We start from the raw sequence: 16,405 nt of genomic DNA, 5'->3' as shown, positions 1-16,405 counted from the left end.
GATGGTGGAAATTATGCGTAGTAGCTGTTGTAGAGGTGATCACTAATGTTGAGCAAGGATCTGGAAGTAACCCTCAATGTGGCGTTTAAGGGTGCGCGCTCAAAGCGGCATGAATTTATGACCGTTGAGCACTTGTTGCTGGCCCTTATCGACAACGACTCGGCAGCCAGTGTGCTGAGGGCCTGTGGTACCGATCTCAATGCCCTGCGTAAGGACTTGATAGAGTTCGTCGATTCCACCACTCCCCTGATACCGGAAAATGATACCGAGCGGGAAACCCAGCCGACACTGGGGTTCCAGCGAGTGTTGCAGCGAGCTGTATTCCACGTGCAATCCTCCGGCAAGAAAGAAGTCACGGGGGCCAACGTGCTGGTCGCGATCTTTAGCGAGCAGGAGAGCCAGGCTGTCTACTACCTCAAGCAGCAGAGCGTAGCCCGTCTGGATGTAGTGAATTTTATTACCCACGGCATATCCAAGGTCGCCGGGCACCATGATCACAATGACGATTCGGCGCCTGACAATAGTGATGAGGCGGCCATCGGCAGCGACTCCTCCTCGCAAAGCCCGCTGGAGTCGTTTGCTACCAACCTCAATGAAGAAGCCATACTGGGCCGCATCGATCCGCTGATCGGGCGTCAATTGGAGGTTGAACGGGTCAGCCAGATATTGACCCGGCGCCGCAAGAATAACCCGCTGCTGGTTGGTGAGTCTGGCGTGGGCAAAACTGCCATAGCCGAAGGGCTGGCCAAGCGCATTGTCGATGGCGATGTACCGGAGGTACTTGCCTCCAGTGTCGTCTATTCCCTCGACCTGGGTTCGCTGCTGGCGGGCACCAAGTATCGCGGCGACTTCGAAAAACGCTTCAAGGGCTTGCTGGCAGATCTCCGCAAGCAGGAGCACGCCATTCTGTTTATCGATGAAATTCATACCATTATCGGTGCTGGTGCCGCCTCCGGTGGTGTTATGGACGCCTCCAACCTGCTCAAGCCGCTGCTGACTTCCGGGCGCTTGCGCTGTATCGGCTCCACGACCTTCCAGGAGTACCGCGGCATATTTGAGAAAGATCGGGCGTTGTCGCGCCGTTTCCAGAAAGTGGATATCAACGAACCCTCCGTCGAGGACACCTACAAAATCCTCAAGGGCCTGAAGCAGCGTTTCGAAGAGCATCACAAGTTGCGTTATACCGATACCGCACTCAAGGCGGCGGCGGAGCTTTCCGGGCGTTACATTACCGAACGCTTTATGCCGGACAAGGCGATAGACGTGATCGATGAGGCAGGGGCCTACCAGCAGCTGTTGCCGGCTACCAAGCGCAAGAAGTTGTTGGGGGTCGGCGATATCGAGGCGGTAGTGGCGAAAATTGCCCGTATCCCGCCAAAGAGCGTCTCCAGTTCGGATCGCGAGCAGTTACGGGACCTGGAAGCTAATTTGCGGATGACCGTTTTTGGCCAGGAAAAGGCCATCGAAGCCCTGGCGACCGCCATCAAATTGTCGCGAGCCGGCTTGAATGTAGCGGACAAGCCCATCGGCTCATTCCTGTTTGCCGGTCCAACGGGAGTGGGTAAAACCGAGCTGTGCAAGCAATTGGCGTCTTCCCTCGGTATCGAGCTGGTGCGTTTTGATATGTCCGAATACATGGAACGCCACACAGTGTCACGCTTGATCGGTGCGCCACCCGGATATGTTGGCTTTGATCAGGGCGGCCTGTTGACCGATGCGGTGACCAAGAATCCGCACAGCGTGGTGCTGCTGGATGAGATCGAAAAGGCGCACCCGGAAGTGTTCAACTTGCTGTTGCAGGTCATGGACCACGGCACGCTCACCGACAACAATGGCCGCAAGGCGGATTTCCGCAATGTCATTGTCATAATGACGACCAACGCCGGTGCTGAAGAGATGAGTCGAGCTTCTATTGGCTTTAAGACCCAGGATCACACCACCGACGGGATGGAAATCATCAAAAAGATGTTTACCCCCGAGTTCCGCAACCGGTTGGACGCCATTATTCAGTTCAGCAGTCTGCCGTTGGAGGTTATCAAGACGGTGGTGGACAAGTTCCTGGTGCAGTTGCAGGCGCAGCTGGATGACAAGAAAATCTCCCTGGATGTGACCGATGAAGCTCGGGATTGGCTGGCGCTGCACGGCTACGATGCCAAAATGGGGGCCAGGCCGATGGCGCGCCTCATCCAGGAGAAGTTAAAAAAGCCACTGGCTGAAGAGGTGCTGTTTGGCGCGCTTTCAGGCAACGGTGGTACCGTTCATGTGCGCGTCGAAGATGACCAGCTGCAGCTGGAATACCAAGCGGCGCATGCCGCTAAAGAGGCTGCCAGTCAGGCACATTAAGCAACCACCTGCCATTTCGGTATGGCGGGTGGATCTGTTGTGTCTTGGGTCAGGAGAGGAGGGGGCTAGCGAGCGCGGTAAGTGATGCGGCCTTTGCTGAGGTCGTAGGGAGTCAGTTCTACTTTTACTTTGTCGCCGGTTAGAATGCGGATGTAGTTTTTACGCATTTTGCCGGAGATGTGGGCGATGACCACGTGACCGTTTTCCAGCTTGACCTTGAAAGTGGTGTTTGGAAGGGTGTCAATAACCTCACCTTCCATTTCAAAATTGTCTTCTTTTGCCATTCGGCAACATCCTCAATTACTTGGGTTTTTGAAGCTCGGATTTGAGCAGGCGTGAATTGTGCCTGAAAACCGTGGCAGAGCCAAGTGGCGGCGGGAAAAAGACGCAAATGCCGAGGTTCTGGCAGGCCCGGTTGAGGGGAGGGAACACCAAGCCGAACTGGCGGGTTGGATATAACACATGGCTGGCCCGGCCTGAAATCAGCGCACTCGCAGCCAGTGGCCGTTAATCAGCAATTCCAGCGGTCGATACAGGGTCTTGTAGCTCATTTTGGCGCATTCCTTGATCCAGTAGCCAAGATAAACATGGGGTAATCCCAGATTCCGGGCCAGTTCGATCTGCCAGAGAATGGCGAGGCTGCCAAGGCTGCGCTTGTCGTGCTGTGGCGCGAAAAAAGTGTATACCGCGGAGTAGCCATTATCCAGTCGATCGCAGACCGCCACCATCAGCAATTGCCCATCCTGCTGCCGCAGCTCCAGGTATTCGGTCACGCCCCACTCGCGACTGAGAAAGGATCGATATTGATCCGGCGTCGGTGGGAACATGTCACCGTCGGAGTGACGCGCCTCGATATAACGCGCATACAACTGGTAGTGTTCTTCCGTATCGATCGAGGGCGAACAGCTTAGCAGCAGGTCTTGATTGCGTTGCCAGCAGCGGCGCTGGTTGCGGTTCATCTGAAAATCAGCGACCGGAATGCGAGCCGGGATACAGGCCTGGCAGCTGCCGCAGTGGGGCCGATAGATGTGGGCGCCACTGCGCCGGAAGCCGCGCTCCGACAGTTTACTGTACAGGGCACTGTCCACCGGATAGGCGGGATCCACAAACACAGATACAGCCTCCCGATCATCCAGGTAGCTGCACTCATGTGGATGGGTGGTAAACAGTCTGATATTGCCGAGATTGCTCATCTGTTTTAACGTCTATCGGGTTGTTCACCCTGCTGTTCCAGGTTGGCAGGGGGTAAGGAATCTATCCAGCGGCCTCCGGTCGCGACCGGGTCACCATAGTTTATCAGGTATTGCTCAAAAATCCGCCTGGGGATTTCTTCGGCCCCCAGGCTGGCCAGGTGGGAGGTGTAAACCTGGCAATCGATAAGCTTGAAATGCAGCTTTTGCAGTTGTTGGGTCAGCCAGATAAAGCCGTACTTTGAGGCGTTGCTGGTGCGACTAAACATGGACTCGCCAAAGAAGACCTGGCCGATCGCCACCCCGTAGAGGCCGCCCACCAGTTGTTGCTCGTGCCACACCTCCACCGAGTGCGCGTAACCGAGCTTATGCAACTCGCCGTATGCGGCAGCGATCTGTGGCGAAATCCAGGTGCCGGGCTGGCCTGGTCGCGGCTCGGCACAGGCGGCAACCACGGCGTCAAAATTGCGGTTACTGGTAACCTGGAAACGATTCTGGCGCAGCAACTTGGCCATGCTTTTGGAGACGTGCAATTTCCCGGGCAACAGCACCAGGCGCGGATCCGGGCTCCACCAGAGTACCGGTTGGGACTCATCAAACCAGGGAAAAATTCCCCGCCGGTAGGCCGCCAGTAGTTGCGTTACAGACAAGTCACCGCCGGCGGCCAGCAGACCATTGGGCTCGCTGAGAGCGTCGGCAGTGTCCGGGAACAGGGTGCTGCCGGCTTCGATCCAGTAAAGCTTGGTCATATGACGGCGACTGTCCCCCGCTGACTGGAGCTTTGCTGCTTAACTGGGTACCCGTGATTCCTTGCCCTTGAGTTCATCCAGGTATTTTTCTGCATCCAGTGCCGCCATACAGCCGGCACCGGCGGAAGTGATGGCCTGGCGATAGACGTGATCGGCCACGTCGCCGGCGGCGAATACGCCGGGCACGCTGGTGCTGGTCGCCTCGCCGGCCAGGCCACTTTTAACAATGATATAGCCGTCGTGCATTTCCAGTTGATTGGCAAAGATGTCGGTGTTGGGCTTGTGGCCGATGGCGATAAACACGCCGGCCACATCCACTTCGCGGGTGCTGCTGTCTTTAGTGCTCGCCAGGCGCAGGCCAGTGACGCCGGAATCGTCACCTAGCACTTCATCGAGAGTGTGATCCCAGAGTATTTTAACGTTGCCATTGCGGGCTTTTTCCAGGATCTTGTCCTGCAGGATTTTTTCCGAGCGCAGCTGGTCGCGCCGGTGCACCAGGGTCACTTCCGAGGCGATATTGGACAGGTAGAGTGCCTCCTCCACGGCGGTATTGCCGCCGCCGATAACCGCAACTTTCTGGTTGCGATAGAAAAAGCCGTCGCAGGTGGCGCAAGCGCTGACCCCCTTGCCCATAAAGGCCTGCTCCGAGGGCAGCCCCAGGTACTGGGCTGAGGCGCCAGTGGCGATGATCAGGGCATCACAGGTATAGCTGTTGCTGCCCTTCAACTTGAAGGGGCGGCTGGAGAGGTCGGTTTCATGGATATGATCAAAGATAATTTCAGTGTCGAAGCGCTCGGCGTGCTGTTGCATTTGCACCATCAGGTCCGGCCCTTGCAGCTCAGGGATACCGCCTGGCCAGTTCTCAACATCGGTCGTGGTGGTCAACTGTCCACCCTGTTCCATGCCGGTGATGACAACCGGATTCAGGTTCGCGCGGGCAGCATAAATAGCGGCGGTGTAGCCCGCCGGGCCAGAGCCGAGAATGATCAGCCTGTGGTGTTTCACGTCACTCATTAGTATGTCCTGGGTCGAAAGTAAAAGTTCTAATCCTCGAAAGACGCTTATGATAGGGAAATCTGCAGCGCCTGAACATCCCCGCGGTGGATACTGGAAAAATTGCGGGTGAGTACCCTCAATATTTGGCTGGAATGGGTTAGAATAGCCCTGACGAAGATAAACTGAAAAAAATTCAGTGGCTTAGGGGGTAAATCTCAGGCCGTTTCGAAACACCGTGGTGTTTCGAAACTCCAGTTGGCCCGCGCGCCGAGCAGTGTCCGGAAGGATGCAGGGGTCCGGGTAGATGCAGGTTCAAAGTAGGTATAGTGCTGGTGGAAGTGCCGCAAGGCCCAGCAGCGGGAATTTTTCAAACCAGGGTTTACTAGCGGTAAAATTTTGAAATCATCCAACCAAGTCGTCATTAGTGAGCAGGAGGACCGGGAAGCCTTGCCTTTAAAAATCCTGAAAGAGGGAGCGCTGATCGGTTTGGTGGCTCTTTGTCTTTTCCTGCTGCTGGCGCTGATCACCTATTCTCCCACAGACCCGGGCTGGTCGCGCACCGGAGTGGGTGGCAGCCTGCAAAACGCCGGCGGTGCCTTTGGGGCATGGATCGCCGATGTGTTTTTCTCCCTGTTCGGTTATATGGCATTTTTGTTCCCTGTACTGATCGGCTGGCAGGCCTGGCTGGTGATTCGCGACCGCACCTTAAAGACCGATTTTGACTGGTTGCTGGTGGCCCTGAGGTTTGTGGGTTTTGTACTGGTGATGCTGGCCGCCACCGCCATGGCGGCCATGTATTACGGCATCGAAGGCGGCAGTTTGCCGTTTTCCAATGGCGGCATCCTGGGTTCCAGTGTCGCTACCGGGGTGGGTACCGCGTTCAGTTACACCGGCGGTACACTGGTACTGGTGGCGGTGCTGCTGTTTGGCCTGACCGTATTTACCGACCTCTCCTGGTTGGGTTTGATGGACACTGTGGGGGCCGCGACTCTGCGCCTGGTGCGCACGATTCGCAGCCGCTGGCATAGCTACAGGGCAGCCAGAACCGAGAAGGTGCAGTTGCAAAAAGCACAGCAAACCCGCCGCCTGGCCATCGAGAATCATACCCGCAAGGAAAAGGCACGGGTGCCTCCGCAAATCACTGAGCCGCCGAAAAAAGCCAAGCCCAGCCCCCGGGTAGAAAAGGAAAAGCAGACCTCGCTGTTTGACACCCAGGTGGTGGGTGACCTGCCGCCGATTAATTTGCTCGACCCGGCCGACAAGGCGTCGGGAAAAGGCTATTCGAAGGAATCCCTGGAGGCCATGTCGCGCCTGCTGGAACTGAAGCTGAAAGACTTTAATGTCGATGCGGAAGTGGTGTCGGTGTTGCCGGGGCCAGTGGTGACGCGCTTCGAAATTCAGCCGGCGCCGGGGGTAAAGGTCAGCCGTATCACCAACCTGGCAAAGGATCTGGCGCGCTCGCTGGCGGTAATCAGCGTGCGTGTGGTCGAGGTTATTCCGGGCAAGTCGGTGGTGGGTATCGAGATCCCTAATGAACACCGGGAAATGGTGCGCCTGAGTGAGGTGTTGGCATCGGACGTCTACGACACGTCCAAGTCTGCCCTGACCCTGGCGCTGGGTCATGATATTGCCGGCGAACCCATCGTCGCTGACCTGGCCAAGATGCCGCACCTGCTGGTGGCCGGTACGACCGGCTCGGGTAAGTCGGTGGGCGTCAACGTGATGTTGCTGAGCTTGCTGTACAAGTCGACACCGAAGGAGGTGCGCCTGATTCTGGTGGACCCCAAGATGCTGGAATTGTCTATTTACGAAGGAATTCCGCACCTGCTGACGCCGGTGATTACCGATATGAAAGACGCGGCCAATGGCCTGCGCTGGAGCGTCGGCGAAATGGAGCGACGCTATAAATTGATGGCAGCGCTGGGCGTGCGCAACCTGGCCGGCTTTAATCGCAAGATCGACGACGCCAACAAGCGCGGCGAGCCGATCCCCGACCCCACCTGGATTCCAGCGGAGCATTTTGAAGCCGGCTCGGAGGAGGCCACCCCACCCAACCTGGAGACCCTGCCCGCCATTGTCGTGGTCATCGACGAATTTGCCGACATGATGATGATTGTGGGCAAGAAGGTCGAACAACTGATCGCGCGTATCGCGCAGAAGGCCCGGGCGGCAGGTATCCACCTGATTCTCGCCACCCAGCGGCCCTCGGTGGATGTGATCACCGGCTTGATCAAGGCCAACGTACCCACCCGCATTGCCTTCCAGGTGTCCTCCAAGATCGACTCGCGCACCATTCTTGACCAGGGCGGCGCCGAACAGCTGCTGGGGCACGGCGATATGCTCTACCTGCCACCGGGAACCAGTGTGCCACTGCGGGTTCACGGCGCCTTCGTCGACGATCACGAGGTACACAAGGTGGTCGACGATTGGAAACGACGCGGGGAACCGGACTACCTCGAAGGCGTCATAGATGACAGCACCAACAGCATTCCCGTGCCGGGCCTGAGTTCGGAAGGCGAAGAGGGGGGCAGTGATGAATCTGACCCGCTCTACGACGAGGCGGTGGCCTTTGTAACCGAATCGCGCCGGGCATCCATTTCCTCGGTGCAGCGCAAGCTGCGCGTCGGATACAATCGCGCCGCCCGCCTTATTGAAACCATGGAAGGGGCGGGAGTGGTAAGCGAGATGGGCAGCAATGGCAATCGCGAAGTGTTGGCACCAGCGCCCCCCAAACATTGAGAGCAGCTTGACGTTATGATCACTAACCTTGTTTTACGCGGCCGGCAGCTTGTCTGCGCTGGCCTGTTGTCACTGGTTGCCTCGCTGGCCGCGGCAGACGCGGCAGTCGACAGCGCCGAGCAACTGATTGCGCTGCTGCAGCCGATGGTGTCCATGAGTGGTGAATTCAACCAGGTCCAATCCGACTCGAACGGTGAATTGCTGTCCGAATCCAGTGGCGTTTTCAGCGTGCGGCGACCCGGCTATTTGCGCTGGGAGACGCGCCAGCCATTTCCGCAGTTGCTGGTCAGTGACGGTGCCACCCTCTGGCTTTACGACCCGGACCTGGAGCAGGCGACCATCAGCGCGGTGGATGACCAGCTGAACCAGTCGCCGGCGGTTATTTTTTCCGGTGATCCGGCCGCCATTCGCGAACGCTTCGAGGTGAGTCGCGCTGCCTCCGGCGAGTTCAGCCTCACCCCGCGGCAGCAGGACGGCCATTTTCGCCGCCTCGATCTCAACTTTGACAAACGTCAACTGGTGGGCATGACGATTCTCGACGGTTTTGGCCAGCAGACCAATTTCCGCTTCGCGGCCATGGATTACGGCCGCGATATCCCGCTGACCGAGTTTCAATTTACGCCTCCCGCTGGTACCGACATTCTGCGGCATGAGTGACTTGTTCGGCGCCACCCCCTACCAGCCGCTGGCAGCGCGCATGCGGCCGCGGCATCCGGATGAGTACATAGGCCAGGAGCACTTGTTTGCGCCGGGCAAAGCGCTGCGCGAAGCCATAGTGCGCAAGCAGTTGCACTCTATGGTGTTGTGGGGGCCGCCAGGGGTGGGCAAGACTTCGATGGCGCATATGATTGCCGATGTCTCGGATGCCCACTTCGAGCGAATTTCTGCGGTTATGGCCGGCGTCAAGGACATCCGCAGCGCGGTTACCGCAGCCCAGCAACGACAGCGCCAGGCCGGCCAGAAAAGCATTCTGTTTGTCGACGAAGTGCACCGCTTCAACAAAGCGCAACAGGATGCCTTCCTGCCCTACGTCGAAGACGGCAGCGTTATATTTATCGGCGCCACCACAGAGAATCCGTCCTTTTCACTCAACAACGCACTGCTCTCCAGGGCCCGGGTGTATATTCTGCGCAGCCTGGGGATCGAGCAGCTGCTGCAGCTCCTGCGCGCCGCCCTGAGCGATTCGGAGCGGGGGCTGGGCCAGCTGCAGATCGAAGTCAGCGATGATATTCTCAACACCTTCGCCCACGCCGCTGATGGCGACGCGCGCAAGGCACTCAACTTGCTGGAGGTGGCCTCCGATCTCGCCGAAACCACGGCAGCGGGGCGCCTGATCACTGCTGCCATTGCCAGTGAAATCCTCGCCAACGATGTGCGCCGCTTCGACAAGGATGGCGACGTCTTTTACGAACAGATCTCGGCCATGCACAAAGCCGTACGCGGCTCCTCGGTGGATGGCGCACTGTATTGGCTGGCGCGCATGTTGGATGGCGGCTGCGATCCGCTCTACATTGCCCGCCGGGTGGTGCGCATGGCCAGCGAAGATATTGGCAATGCCGATCCCCGGGGGCTGCAGCTGTCGCTCAATGCCTGGGAGGCCCAGGAGCGGCTCGGCAGCCCCGAGGGCGAATTGGCAATCGCCCAGGCGATCGCCTACCTGGCGGCAGCGCCGAAAAGTAACGCCGTATATAAGGCTTTTAACGCGGCCATGGCAGAGGTAAAATCTGCGCCCAGTTACGAGGTGCCCCTGCATTTGCGCAATGCGCCGACAAAATTGATGAAGTCCATAGGTTACGGCGCCGAGTATCGTTACGCCCACGATGAGCCCGGTGGCTATGCTGCGGGTGAAAATTATCTGCCAGCCGAGCTCGCCACGCGCCAGTACTACCAGCCGGTGGACCGGGGCCTGGAGCTGAAAATAGGCGAAAAGCTCCGCCATTTACGCCAGCTGGATAGCGCCAGCGCCTGGCAGCGCTATCAGGACGACAATACTGACAACCAGTAACACCCGGTCAATCGTTGCGCCGGTACAGATAAAGTGCGATCGACACAGCGTTAGCGACACGGTTTTGTAAACCACGCTTTGACCGGCGCGATCAGCAAGGAATATTCGAACAATATGCACTGGCTTGCAGTAGCAATTGGCGGCGCCCTCGGCGCGATGGGTCGTTACGGCGTAACAGCACACCTGTTGCCGGCCGGTGCCGGCCGCATTCCACTCGGCACCCTAACGGTGAACGTAGTCGGCTCCTTCCTGATGGGGGTTTTCTTCGTGCTTATCGTCGAGCGCGGCCTGCTGTCGCCGGAATGGCGCAGCGTCATTACCGCCGGTATGCTCGGCGCCTTTACCACCTTTTCCACCTTTTCCCTCGAAGCCTTCCTGCTCTGGCAGCACGGCCATACCCAGGTTGCCCTGGGCTATGTGGTCGTCAGTATCGTGGCCTGCCTGGCTGCAGTGGCTTTGGGAATTCACTTAACTTCACGACTCGTTTAAGCGGTTATTTTTATGCTCGATCCGAAATACATTCGTACCAACCTCGCAGAAGTCGCTTCTGCGCTTACCAAAAAGGGCTTTAGCCTTGATCTGCAGTTGCTGGAGCAACTGGAAGAAGAGCGCAAGAGTATCCAGGTCAAAACCGAGACACTGCAGGCAGAGCGCAATAGTCGCTCGAAAAGTATCGGCAAAGCCAAGGCCGCCGGCGAAGATATTGCGCCATTACTGCAGGCCGTGGATCAGTTGAAGCAGCAGTTGGCAGAGGCTGAGGCGCAGTTGAACCAGGTGCAGGCCCGGCTGGAAGACTACCTCAGTGGGATTCCCAATATCCCCGCCGCGGAAGTGCCGGCCGGTGTCAGCGAAGACGATAACGTCGAAATCCGGCGCTGGGGCGAGCCTCGCGACTTCGGTTTTGAGGTGCTGGATCACGTCGACCTGGGCGCGAAACTGGGCGGTCTTGATTTTGAGGTCGCCGCCAAACTGACGGGCTCGCGCTTTGCGGTCATGCAGGGTGAAGTGGCGCGCCTGCATCGGGCGCTGATTCAATTTATGCTCAACACCCATATTTTCGAGCATGGCTACGAAGAGGTTTACGTTCCCTATATCGTCAATCGCGACTCCCTCTACGGCACTGGCCAGCTGCCAAAATTTGAGGCCGACCTGTTCAAGCTCGACGATGAGCGGCAGTACTATTTGATTCCCACCGCTGAAGTTCCGGTCACCAATCTGCTGCGCGATGAGATTGTGCGGGATGCCGACAGCCTGCCAATCAAATACGTCTGCCACACCCCCTGTTTTCGCTCGGAGGCGGGCAGTTATGGTCGCGACACCCGGGGCATGATTCGCCAGCACCAGTTCGAAAAGGTTGAACTGGTGCAGTTTGTGCGCCCGCAGGACTCGGATGCAGCGCTGGAGGCACTCACCGGCCACGCGGAGGCCATCCTACAAGCGCTGGGACTGCCTTACCGCACAGTGATCCTGTGCGGCGGCGATCTCGGCTTCTCGGCAGCCAAGACCTACGACATCGAGGTGTGGTTGCCGTCGCAGGAAAAGTATCGGGAAATTTCATCCTGCAGTACCTTCCGGGATTTTCAGGCGCGGCGCATGAAAGCGCGTTTCAAGAACCCGGATAGCGGCAAGGTTGAGCTGCTGCACACCCTCAACGGTTCCGGGCTGGCGGTGGGGCGCACCCTGATTGCCATTTTGGAAAACTACCAGCAAGCCGATGGTAAAGTCGCCGTTCCGGAGGTATTGTTGCCCTATATGGGCGGTATTGAATACATAGGGTAAACTGAACGTATGGATTACTTTCCGCTGTTTATCAAGCTGCAGCACAAGCCCTGCCTGGTTGTGGGTGGCGGTCAGGTGGCACGGCGCAAGGTGCTGTCGCTGCTGGAGTCCGGTGCCTGCCTGACGGTTGAGGCGCCGGTGCTGTGCGACGAATTGCAAGCGCTGGTGGACAGTCACCGGCTGAGCTGGTTTGCGGAACCATTTCAAGAGCAGGAGCCGCTCGACAGTTATTTCCTGGTGGTGGCCGCAACCGACGATGCCAGTGTCAACCGGGACATTGCGGAGCGCTGCAATTACCTTGGAGTGCACTGCAACGTGGCCAGCGAGGCCGACGAGGGAGATACCTTGTTGCCGGCCATTATCGAGCGCTCGCCGCTCACCATTGCCGTTCACAGCAGCGCCCAATCACCCACGGTAACCCGTTACCTGAAACGCCAGTTGGAGGCCTTTGTGCCGCCGCAAATGGGAGCCTTGGCTCGCTGGGCAGAGGGCTGGCGCGAACCGGTGAAGCAGCGCCTCGGCGATCTGTTGTCGCGCCGGCGCCTGTGGGACAAGCTCTTGTCGGGAGTGGCGTCCGCCCAGGTAATGGCCGGGCACGAGGCCAGCGCCGACGCAATCATGGAACAGCATCTAGAGGAGGCGGCTGCCGGCCGCCTCAGCGGCGAGGTTTTCCTGGTGGGAGCGGGGCCGGGAGACCCGGAGTTGCTTACCCTGAAAGCGTTGCGCCTGATCCAGCAAGCTGACATTGTGCTTTATGACCGGCTGGTATCGGAGGCAATTATGGAATTACTGCCGGCCGATTGTGAGCGCCTGTATGTGGGCAAGCGCCAGTCCGAGCACTCTGTGCCGCAAACCGAAATCAACCAGTTGCTGGTGGATTACGCTCGCCAGGGGCGCAACGTTTTGCGCCTGAAAGGCGGTGACCCATTTATCTTTGGCCGTGGTGGCGAGGAGATTGAACTGCTGGCCAGCGCCGGCATCAGCTTCCAGGTCGTGCCGGGTATTACTGCCGCCAATGGCTGCGCCTGTTATGCCGGTATCCCCCTGACCCATCGGGATTACGCCCAATCTGTGCGCTTTATTACCGGCCACTTGCAGAGCGATAAAGTCAACCTGGATTGGCCCGAGCTGGCTCGCCCTAACCAGACGCTGGTGTTCTATATGGGCTTGTCCGGGCTCGGCGAAATCTGTGCGGCGCTAATCGCCAACCGGCGCGCGCCGGAGACACCGGCGGCACTGATCGAAAAAGGCACCACCCCCCAGCAGCGGGTGCTGGTTGCCGACCTGGAAAGCCTGCCACAACTGGCCCAAACCGAGGCCATGAGCGCCCCCACACTGCTGATTATTGGCGAAGTTGTACAGCTGCAAAAGCAGTTGGCGTGGTACTGAATGTCCATTAGTGGTGCAATTGGCGGCAGGCTTTGACAAGCGGATTGCAAGTAAGGGCGATCGTCAGTAAAACAAGGCGCCAGTAAAGCCGGTCGCAAGGCTGCCGATAACCTTTATAGCGGAGCTGGCTGTAAATTAGTGGGTTATTCAAGAACCGGTAATTACGCAGTCGCTGTGAGCCGGGGTTGCAAAGACACCGTACTTGCAGAGACACTGTGCTTCAGGACCGCTGACTTGTGATATCCGCATGCGGAGGCGACCATGGTTAATATCGATACCTACAAGCCCAACACCCCCGGGTTGGTGACCAAGACCCGCAAAGTGACCCGGACCCATGACGCGGCCATGCCGCGCAACCTGCCCGCGGGGCAGACAGCGCCCGCCGGCGAGCGCCGGGGTCGCAAACCGGACCGCCGTAAGGCTCAACGGCGGGTGCTGTTGGACTTGCGTTGCGGCAGGGATCGGCGTCGCGCCGGGGTCGATGTCAAGGCATAGCCAAAAGCTATTCTATCTATATTCATAATTGTTCCCTGCTATCTATATCGTTAGTCGGTATTGCGCTAAAATAGCGCCATTGACTCGTTTTTGATGTTTTTATCCCTCTATCAGTAAGGTAATTAATGTGACCCAATATGACTATGACCTGTTTGTAATCGGCGCAGGCTCCGGCGGCGTGCGCGCCAGCCGCATGGCTTCCCAATACGGTGCCAGAGTGGCAGTGGCCGAAGACATTTACCTCGGCGGCACTTGCGTCAATGTTGGCTGTGTGCCGAAAAAGTTATTTGTCTATGGTTCCCACGTGTCCGAAGAACTGGAAGGGGCGGCTGGCTATGGCTGGAACCTGGGGGCCGCAAGTTTTGATTGGCCGACTTTGCGTGACAACAAGACCCGCGAAGTGCAGCGGCTCAACGGTGTCTATCGCAATATTCTCAGCTCAGCCGGGGTCGAGTTGATTGAGGGTCGAGCCCATATTGACGGGCCTAATAGCGTCACAGTAGCCGGCAAGACCTACAGTGCGGAACGAATCCTGGTCGCCACTGGCGGCTGGCCGGTGATTCCGGAAATTCCCGGTAAAGAGCACATTATCAGCTCCAACGAAGCCTTCTACCTCGAGCGTTTTCCCGAGTCTGTACTGGTACTGGGAGGCGGCTATATCGCGGTGGAATTTGCCGGCATCTTTAACGGCCTCGGGGCGAGCACTGAATTGGTGTACCGGGGGCCGCAAATACTGCGTGGGTTTGACGATGAAGTCCGTGAAGTGACCGCCCGTGAGGTCGCCCAAAAGGGCGTTCGTATTACCCTGAATACCAATATTGAGGCCGTTGCCAAAAATCCTGACGGCCGCTTCACCGTGACCCTGACCAGTGGTGAGCAGCGGGTAGTGGACTGCGTTATGGCGGCCACCGGCCGGGCACCAAAGATCGCCGGGCTGGGGTTGGAGAACACCGCAGTGACCTTGACTGACAAGGGCACCATCGCTGTCAATGAGGATTACCAAACCACCGAGCCCAGTATTTACGCGCTGGGGGATGTTATCGGCGGCATGGAGTTGACTCCGGTGGCACTGGCAGAGGGCATGGCACTGGCCAAAAACCTGTACGGCAAGTCCGCGGGTTTGCAAACGCCGGTGCGGGTGGATTATGCCAACATACCCACGGCGGTATTCTGCCAGCCCAATATTGGCACCGTCGGGCTCACCGAGGCGCAGGCGCTGGAAAAGGGTTATCGGTTGCGGGTGTACTGTTCGGACTTCAAGCCAATGAAGCACAGCTTGACAGGCCTGGGTGAGCGCACCTTTATGAAGTTGCTGGTGGACGACGCCAGTGACAAGGTAATTGGTTGTCACATGGTTGGGCCCGACGCCGGCGAGATTCTGCAGGGAATTGCCGTAGCCATGAAGGCGGGAGCCACCAAAGCGGACTTCGACGGCACCATCGGTATTCACCCCACCGCGGCGGAAGAGTTTGTCACCATGCGCGAACCCACCCGTCGTGTGCCGGCGGCCTAATCGCGACGCAAACGGTCGCTGACCGCGATCGGGTTGGGGTAATTGAAGATGACGATATAGCTCGAGACCAGGAAGGTAATAATGGCAGTGGCCTGTATCATCACCGACGCGGTTTCCCCGATCAGCTGGTTGCTGGTGGCAACAAAGGCAATCAGCAGCGAAAATTCGCTGATCTGGCCGAGACGAAAACCAATGTCCCAGCCCAGGCTGGTCATTTCACTCTGGCGCCCCAGCAAATAGCGGAACACCACCGGTTTGACCAGCAACACGGCAGCTGCAAGGACGCAGCTGGCCAGCCACACCTCCTGTAGCAGTGACAAGTTGAAGCGGGCACCGAGGGAAAAGAAAAACAGGATCAGGAAGAAGTCGCGCAGGGGTTTCAGGTTGATGGCGATGTATTGGGCGATGGGGCTGGTGGCAATGGAAATGCCGGCGATAAACGCGCCGGTTTCGGCGGACAAGCCGATGGCCACCGCCAACTCGGCGCAGCCGAGGCACCAGCCAATCGCCAGCAAGAAAATATACTCATTAAAGCGGTCAAATTTCTCGATCAGTTTAAGCAGTACGAAACGTACGAACAGGTAGGCGAACAGACCCAGCAACGGCAGGGCCAGGAAGGCAAAACCGAGCTTGGCGAAATTGACCTGGCCAACGTCGCCGCTGAGCAGCACGATCAGGCAGAGAATGGCCAGAAAGTCCTGCAACAGCAGCAGCCCCACCATCAGTTCGCCGGTGTGTCTGTGGTGCAGTACAGTCGTGGGCAGCAGCTTGATGCCGATAATGGTACTGGAAAACATCATCGCCATGCCGATGACCAGGTTTTCCATGTGGGTGAAACCCACTGCGTAGCCAATCAGGTAGCCACCAACGGCAAAGATGGCGGAGCTTATGATGCCGACACTGGTGGCTTTCTTCAGCACCGCAAACAGGGCTTTGGGCTGCATGTCCAGGCCCAGCAGGAAGAGCAGGAAAATAATCCCGATGTGGGACATATCAGTGACCAGTTCCAGGTCGGTGACGAAGTTCAATCCGTAAGGCCCCAGCAATGCGCCGAGTGCAATATAGGCGACCAGCAGCGGCTGCCGCGTATAGAGCGCCAGCGACGCTATTACCGCGGCACCGGTGAAAATCAGGAAGAAAGACTGAAACAGGGACTCATGCATTATTATTAGCCGTCGGCGCGGGGTAAAGAGTCTCTTTTACCCCA

14 protein-coding genes are annotated in these 16,405 nt (G+C 58.0%); 9 read left to right on the top strand and 5 right to left on the bottom strand.

What is annotated here, in order from left to right; genetic code table 11:
• The first annotated feature begins 45 nt into the window (after positions 1 to 45).
• Positions 46 to 2,343 (top strand): ATP-dependent Clp protease ATP-binding subunit ClpA, encoded by a 2,298-nt coding sequence (gene clpA / locus G8764_RS00820; protein ID WP_166160930.1) that lies wholly within the window; start codon positions 46 to 48, stop codon positions 2,341 to 2,343.
• 65 nt (positions 2,344 to 2,408) lie between these two features.
• Here the strand turns inward: clpA and infA are convergent, their stop codons facing one another.
• The 4 genes from infA to trxB all read right to left on the bottom strand — a co-directional run bounded on the left by infA (position 2,409) and on the right by trxB (position 5,296).
• On the bottom strand, positions 2,409 to 2,627 hold the full coding sequence (gene infA / locus G8764_RS00815) for a translation initiation factor IF-1 (protein WP_166160928.1): 219 nt from the start codon (positions 2,625 to 2,627) through the stop codon (positions 2,409 to 2,411).
• Between the two features lie 198 nt (positions 2,628 to 2,825).
• A complete protein-coding gene (locus tag G8764_RS00810; RefSeq protein WP_166160926.1) occupies positions 2,826 to 3,536 on the bottom strand; it encodes an arginyltransferase in 711 nt (236 codons plus the stop codon).
• A gap of 5 nt (positions 3,537 to 3,541) precedes the next feature.
• Positions 3,542 to 4,282, bottom strand: a complete 741-nt coding sequence (gene aat / locus G8764_RS00805) for a leucyl/phenylalanyl-tRNA--protein transferase (RefSeq protein WP_166160924.1) — start codon at positions 4,280 to 4,282, stop codon at positions 3,542 to 3,544.
• A 39-nt stretch (positions 4,283 to 4,321) separates the two neighbouring features.
• On the bottom strand, positions 4,322 to 5,296 hold the full coding sequence (gene trxB / locus G8764_RS00800) for a thioredoxin-disulfide reductase (protein ID WP_166160922.1): 975 nt from the start codon (positions 5,294 to 5,296) through the stop codon (positions 4,322 to 4,324).
• Between the two features lie 402 nt (positions 5,297 to 5,698).
• On the opposite strand from trxB, the gene G8764_RS00795 reads away from it, so the two are divergent.
• From G8764_RS00795 to gorA, 8 genes are all read left to right on the top strand, one after another.
• Positions 5,699 to 8,017, top strand: coding sequence for a DNA translocase FtsK (locus G8764_RS00795; RefSeq protein WP_425049209.1), 2,319 nt, complete (start codon positions 5,699 to 5,701; stop codon positions 8,015 to 8,017).
• Positions 8,018 to 8,032: 15 nt separating this feature from the next.
• Positions 8,033 to 8,674, top strand: a complete 642-nt coding sequence (gene lolA / locus G8764_RS00790; protein WP_166160920.1) for an outer membrane lipoprotein periplasmic chaperone LolA — start codon at positions 8,033 to 8,035, stop codon at positions 8,672 to 8,674.
• Positions 8,667 to 10,022 carry a replication-associated recombination protein A gene (locus tag G8764_RS00785; protein ID WP_166160918.1) on the top strand — a complete coding sequence of 452 codons (1,356 nt, stop codon included), beginning with the start codon at positions 8,667 to 8,669 and terminating at the stop codon, positions 10,020 to 10,022. The genes lolA and G8764_RS00785 overlap by 8 nt, the downstream gene beginning before the upstream one ends.
• Positions 10,023 to 10,136: 114 nt before the next feature.
• Entirely contained in the window at positions 10,137 to 10,511 is a 375-nt protein-coding gene (gene crcB, locus G8764_RS00780; protein WP_166160916.1) for a fluoride efflux transporter CrcB, read from the top strand.
• A 12-nt stretch (positions 10,512 to 10,523) separates the two neighbouring features.
• Positions 10,524 to 11,801 (top strand): serine--tRNA ligase, encoded by a 1,278-nt coding sequence (gene serS / locus G8764_RS00775; protein WP_166160914.1) that lies wholly within the window; start codon positions 10,524 to 10,526, stop codon positions 11,799 to 11,801.
• 9 nt (positions 11,802 to 11,810) lie between these two features.
• Positions 11,811 to 13,190, top strand: coding sequence for a siroheme synthase CysG (cysG, locus tag G8764_RS00770; RefSeq protein WP_166160912.1), 1,380 nt, complete (start codon positions 11,811 to 11,813; stop codon positions 13,188 to 13,190).
• Between the two features lie 261 nt (positions 13,191 to 13,451).
• Positions 13,452 to 13,685, top strand: coding sequence for a hypothetical protein (locus G8764_RS00765; protein WP_166160910.1), 234 nt, complete (start codon positions 13,452 to 13,454; stop codon positions 13,683 to 13,685).
• Positions 13,686 to 13,806: 121 nt separating this feature from the next.
• Positions 13,807 to 15,198 (top strand): glutathione-disulfide reductase, encoded by a 1,392-nt coding sequence (gene gorA, locus G8764_RS00760; protein WP_425049208.1) that lies wholly within the window; start codon positions 13,807 to 13,809, stop codon positions 15,196 to 15,198.
• Here the strand turns inward: gorA and G8764_RS00755 are convergent.
• A complete protein-coding gene (locus tag G8764_RS00755; protein ID WP_166160906.1) occupies positions 15,195 to 16,361 on the bottom strand; it encodes a cation:proton antiporter in 1,167 nt (388 codons plus the stop codon). The genes gorA and G8764_RS00755 overlap by 4 nt on opposite strands.
• Positions 16,362 to 16,405 lie beyond the last annotated feature (44 nt).

It is taken from the genome of Pseudomaricurvus alcaniphilus, from assembly GCF_011440395.1.
GTDB classification, from domain to species: domain Bacteria; phylum Pseudomonadota; class Gammaproteobacteria; order Pseudomonadales; family Cellvibrionaceae; genus Pseudomaricurvus; species Pseudomaricurvus alcaniphilus.
Note: the sequence above shows the minus strand (reverse complement) of the source record. Positions and strands in the feature narration are given on the sequence as shown.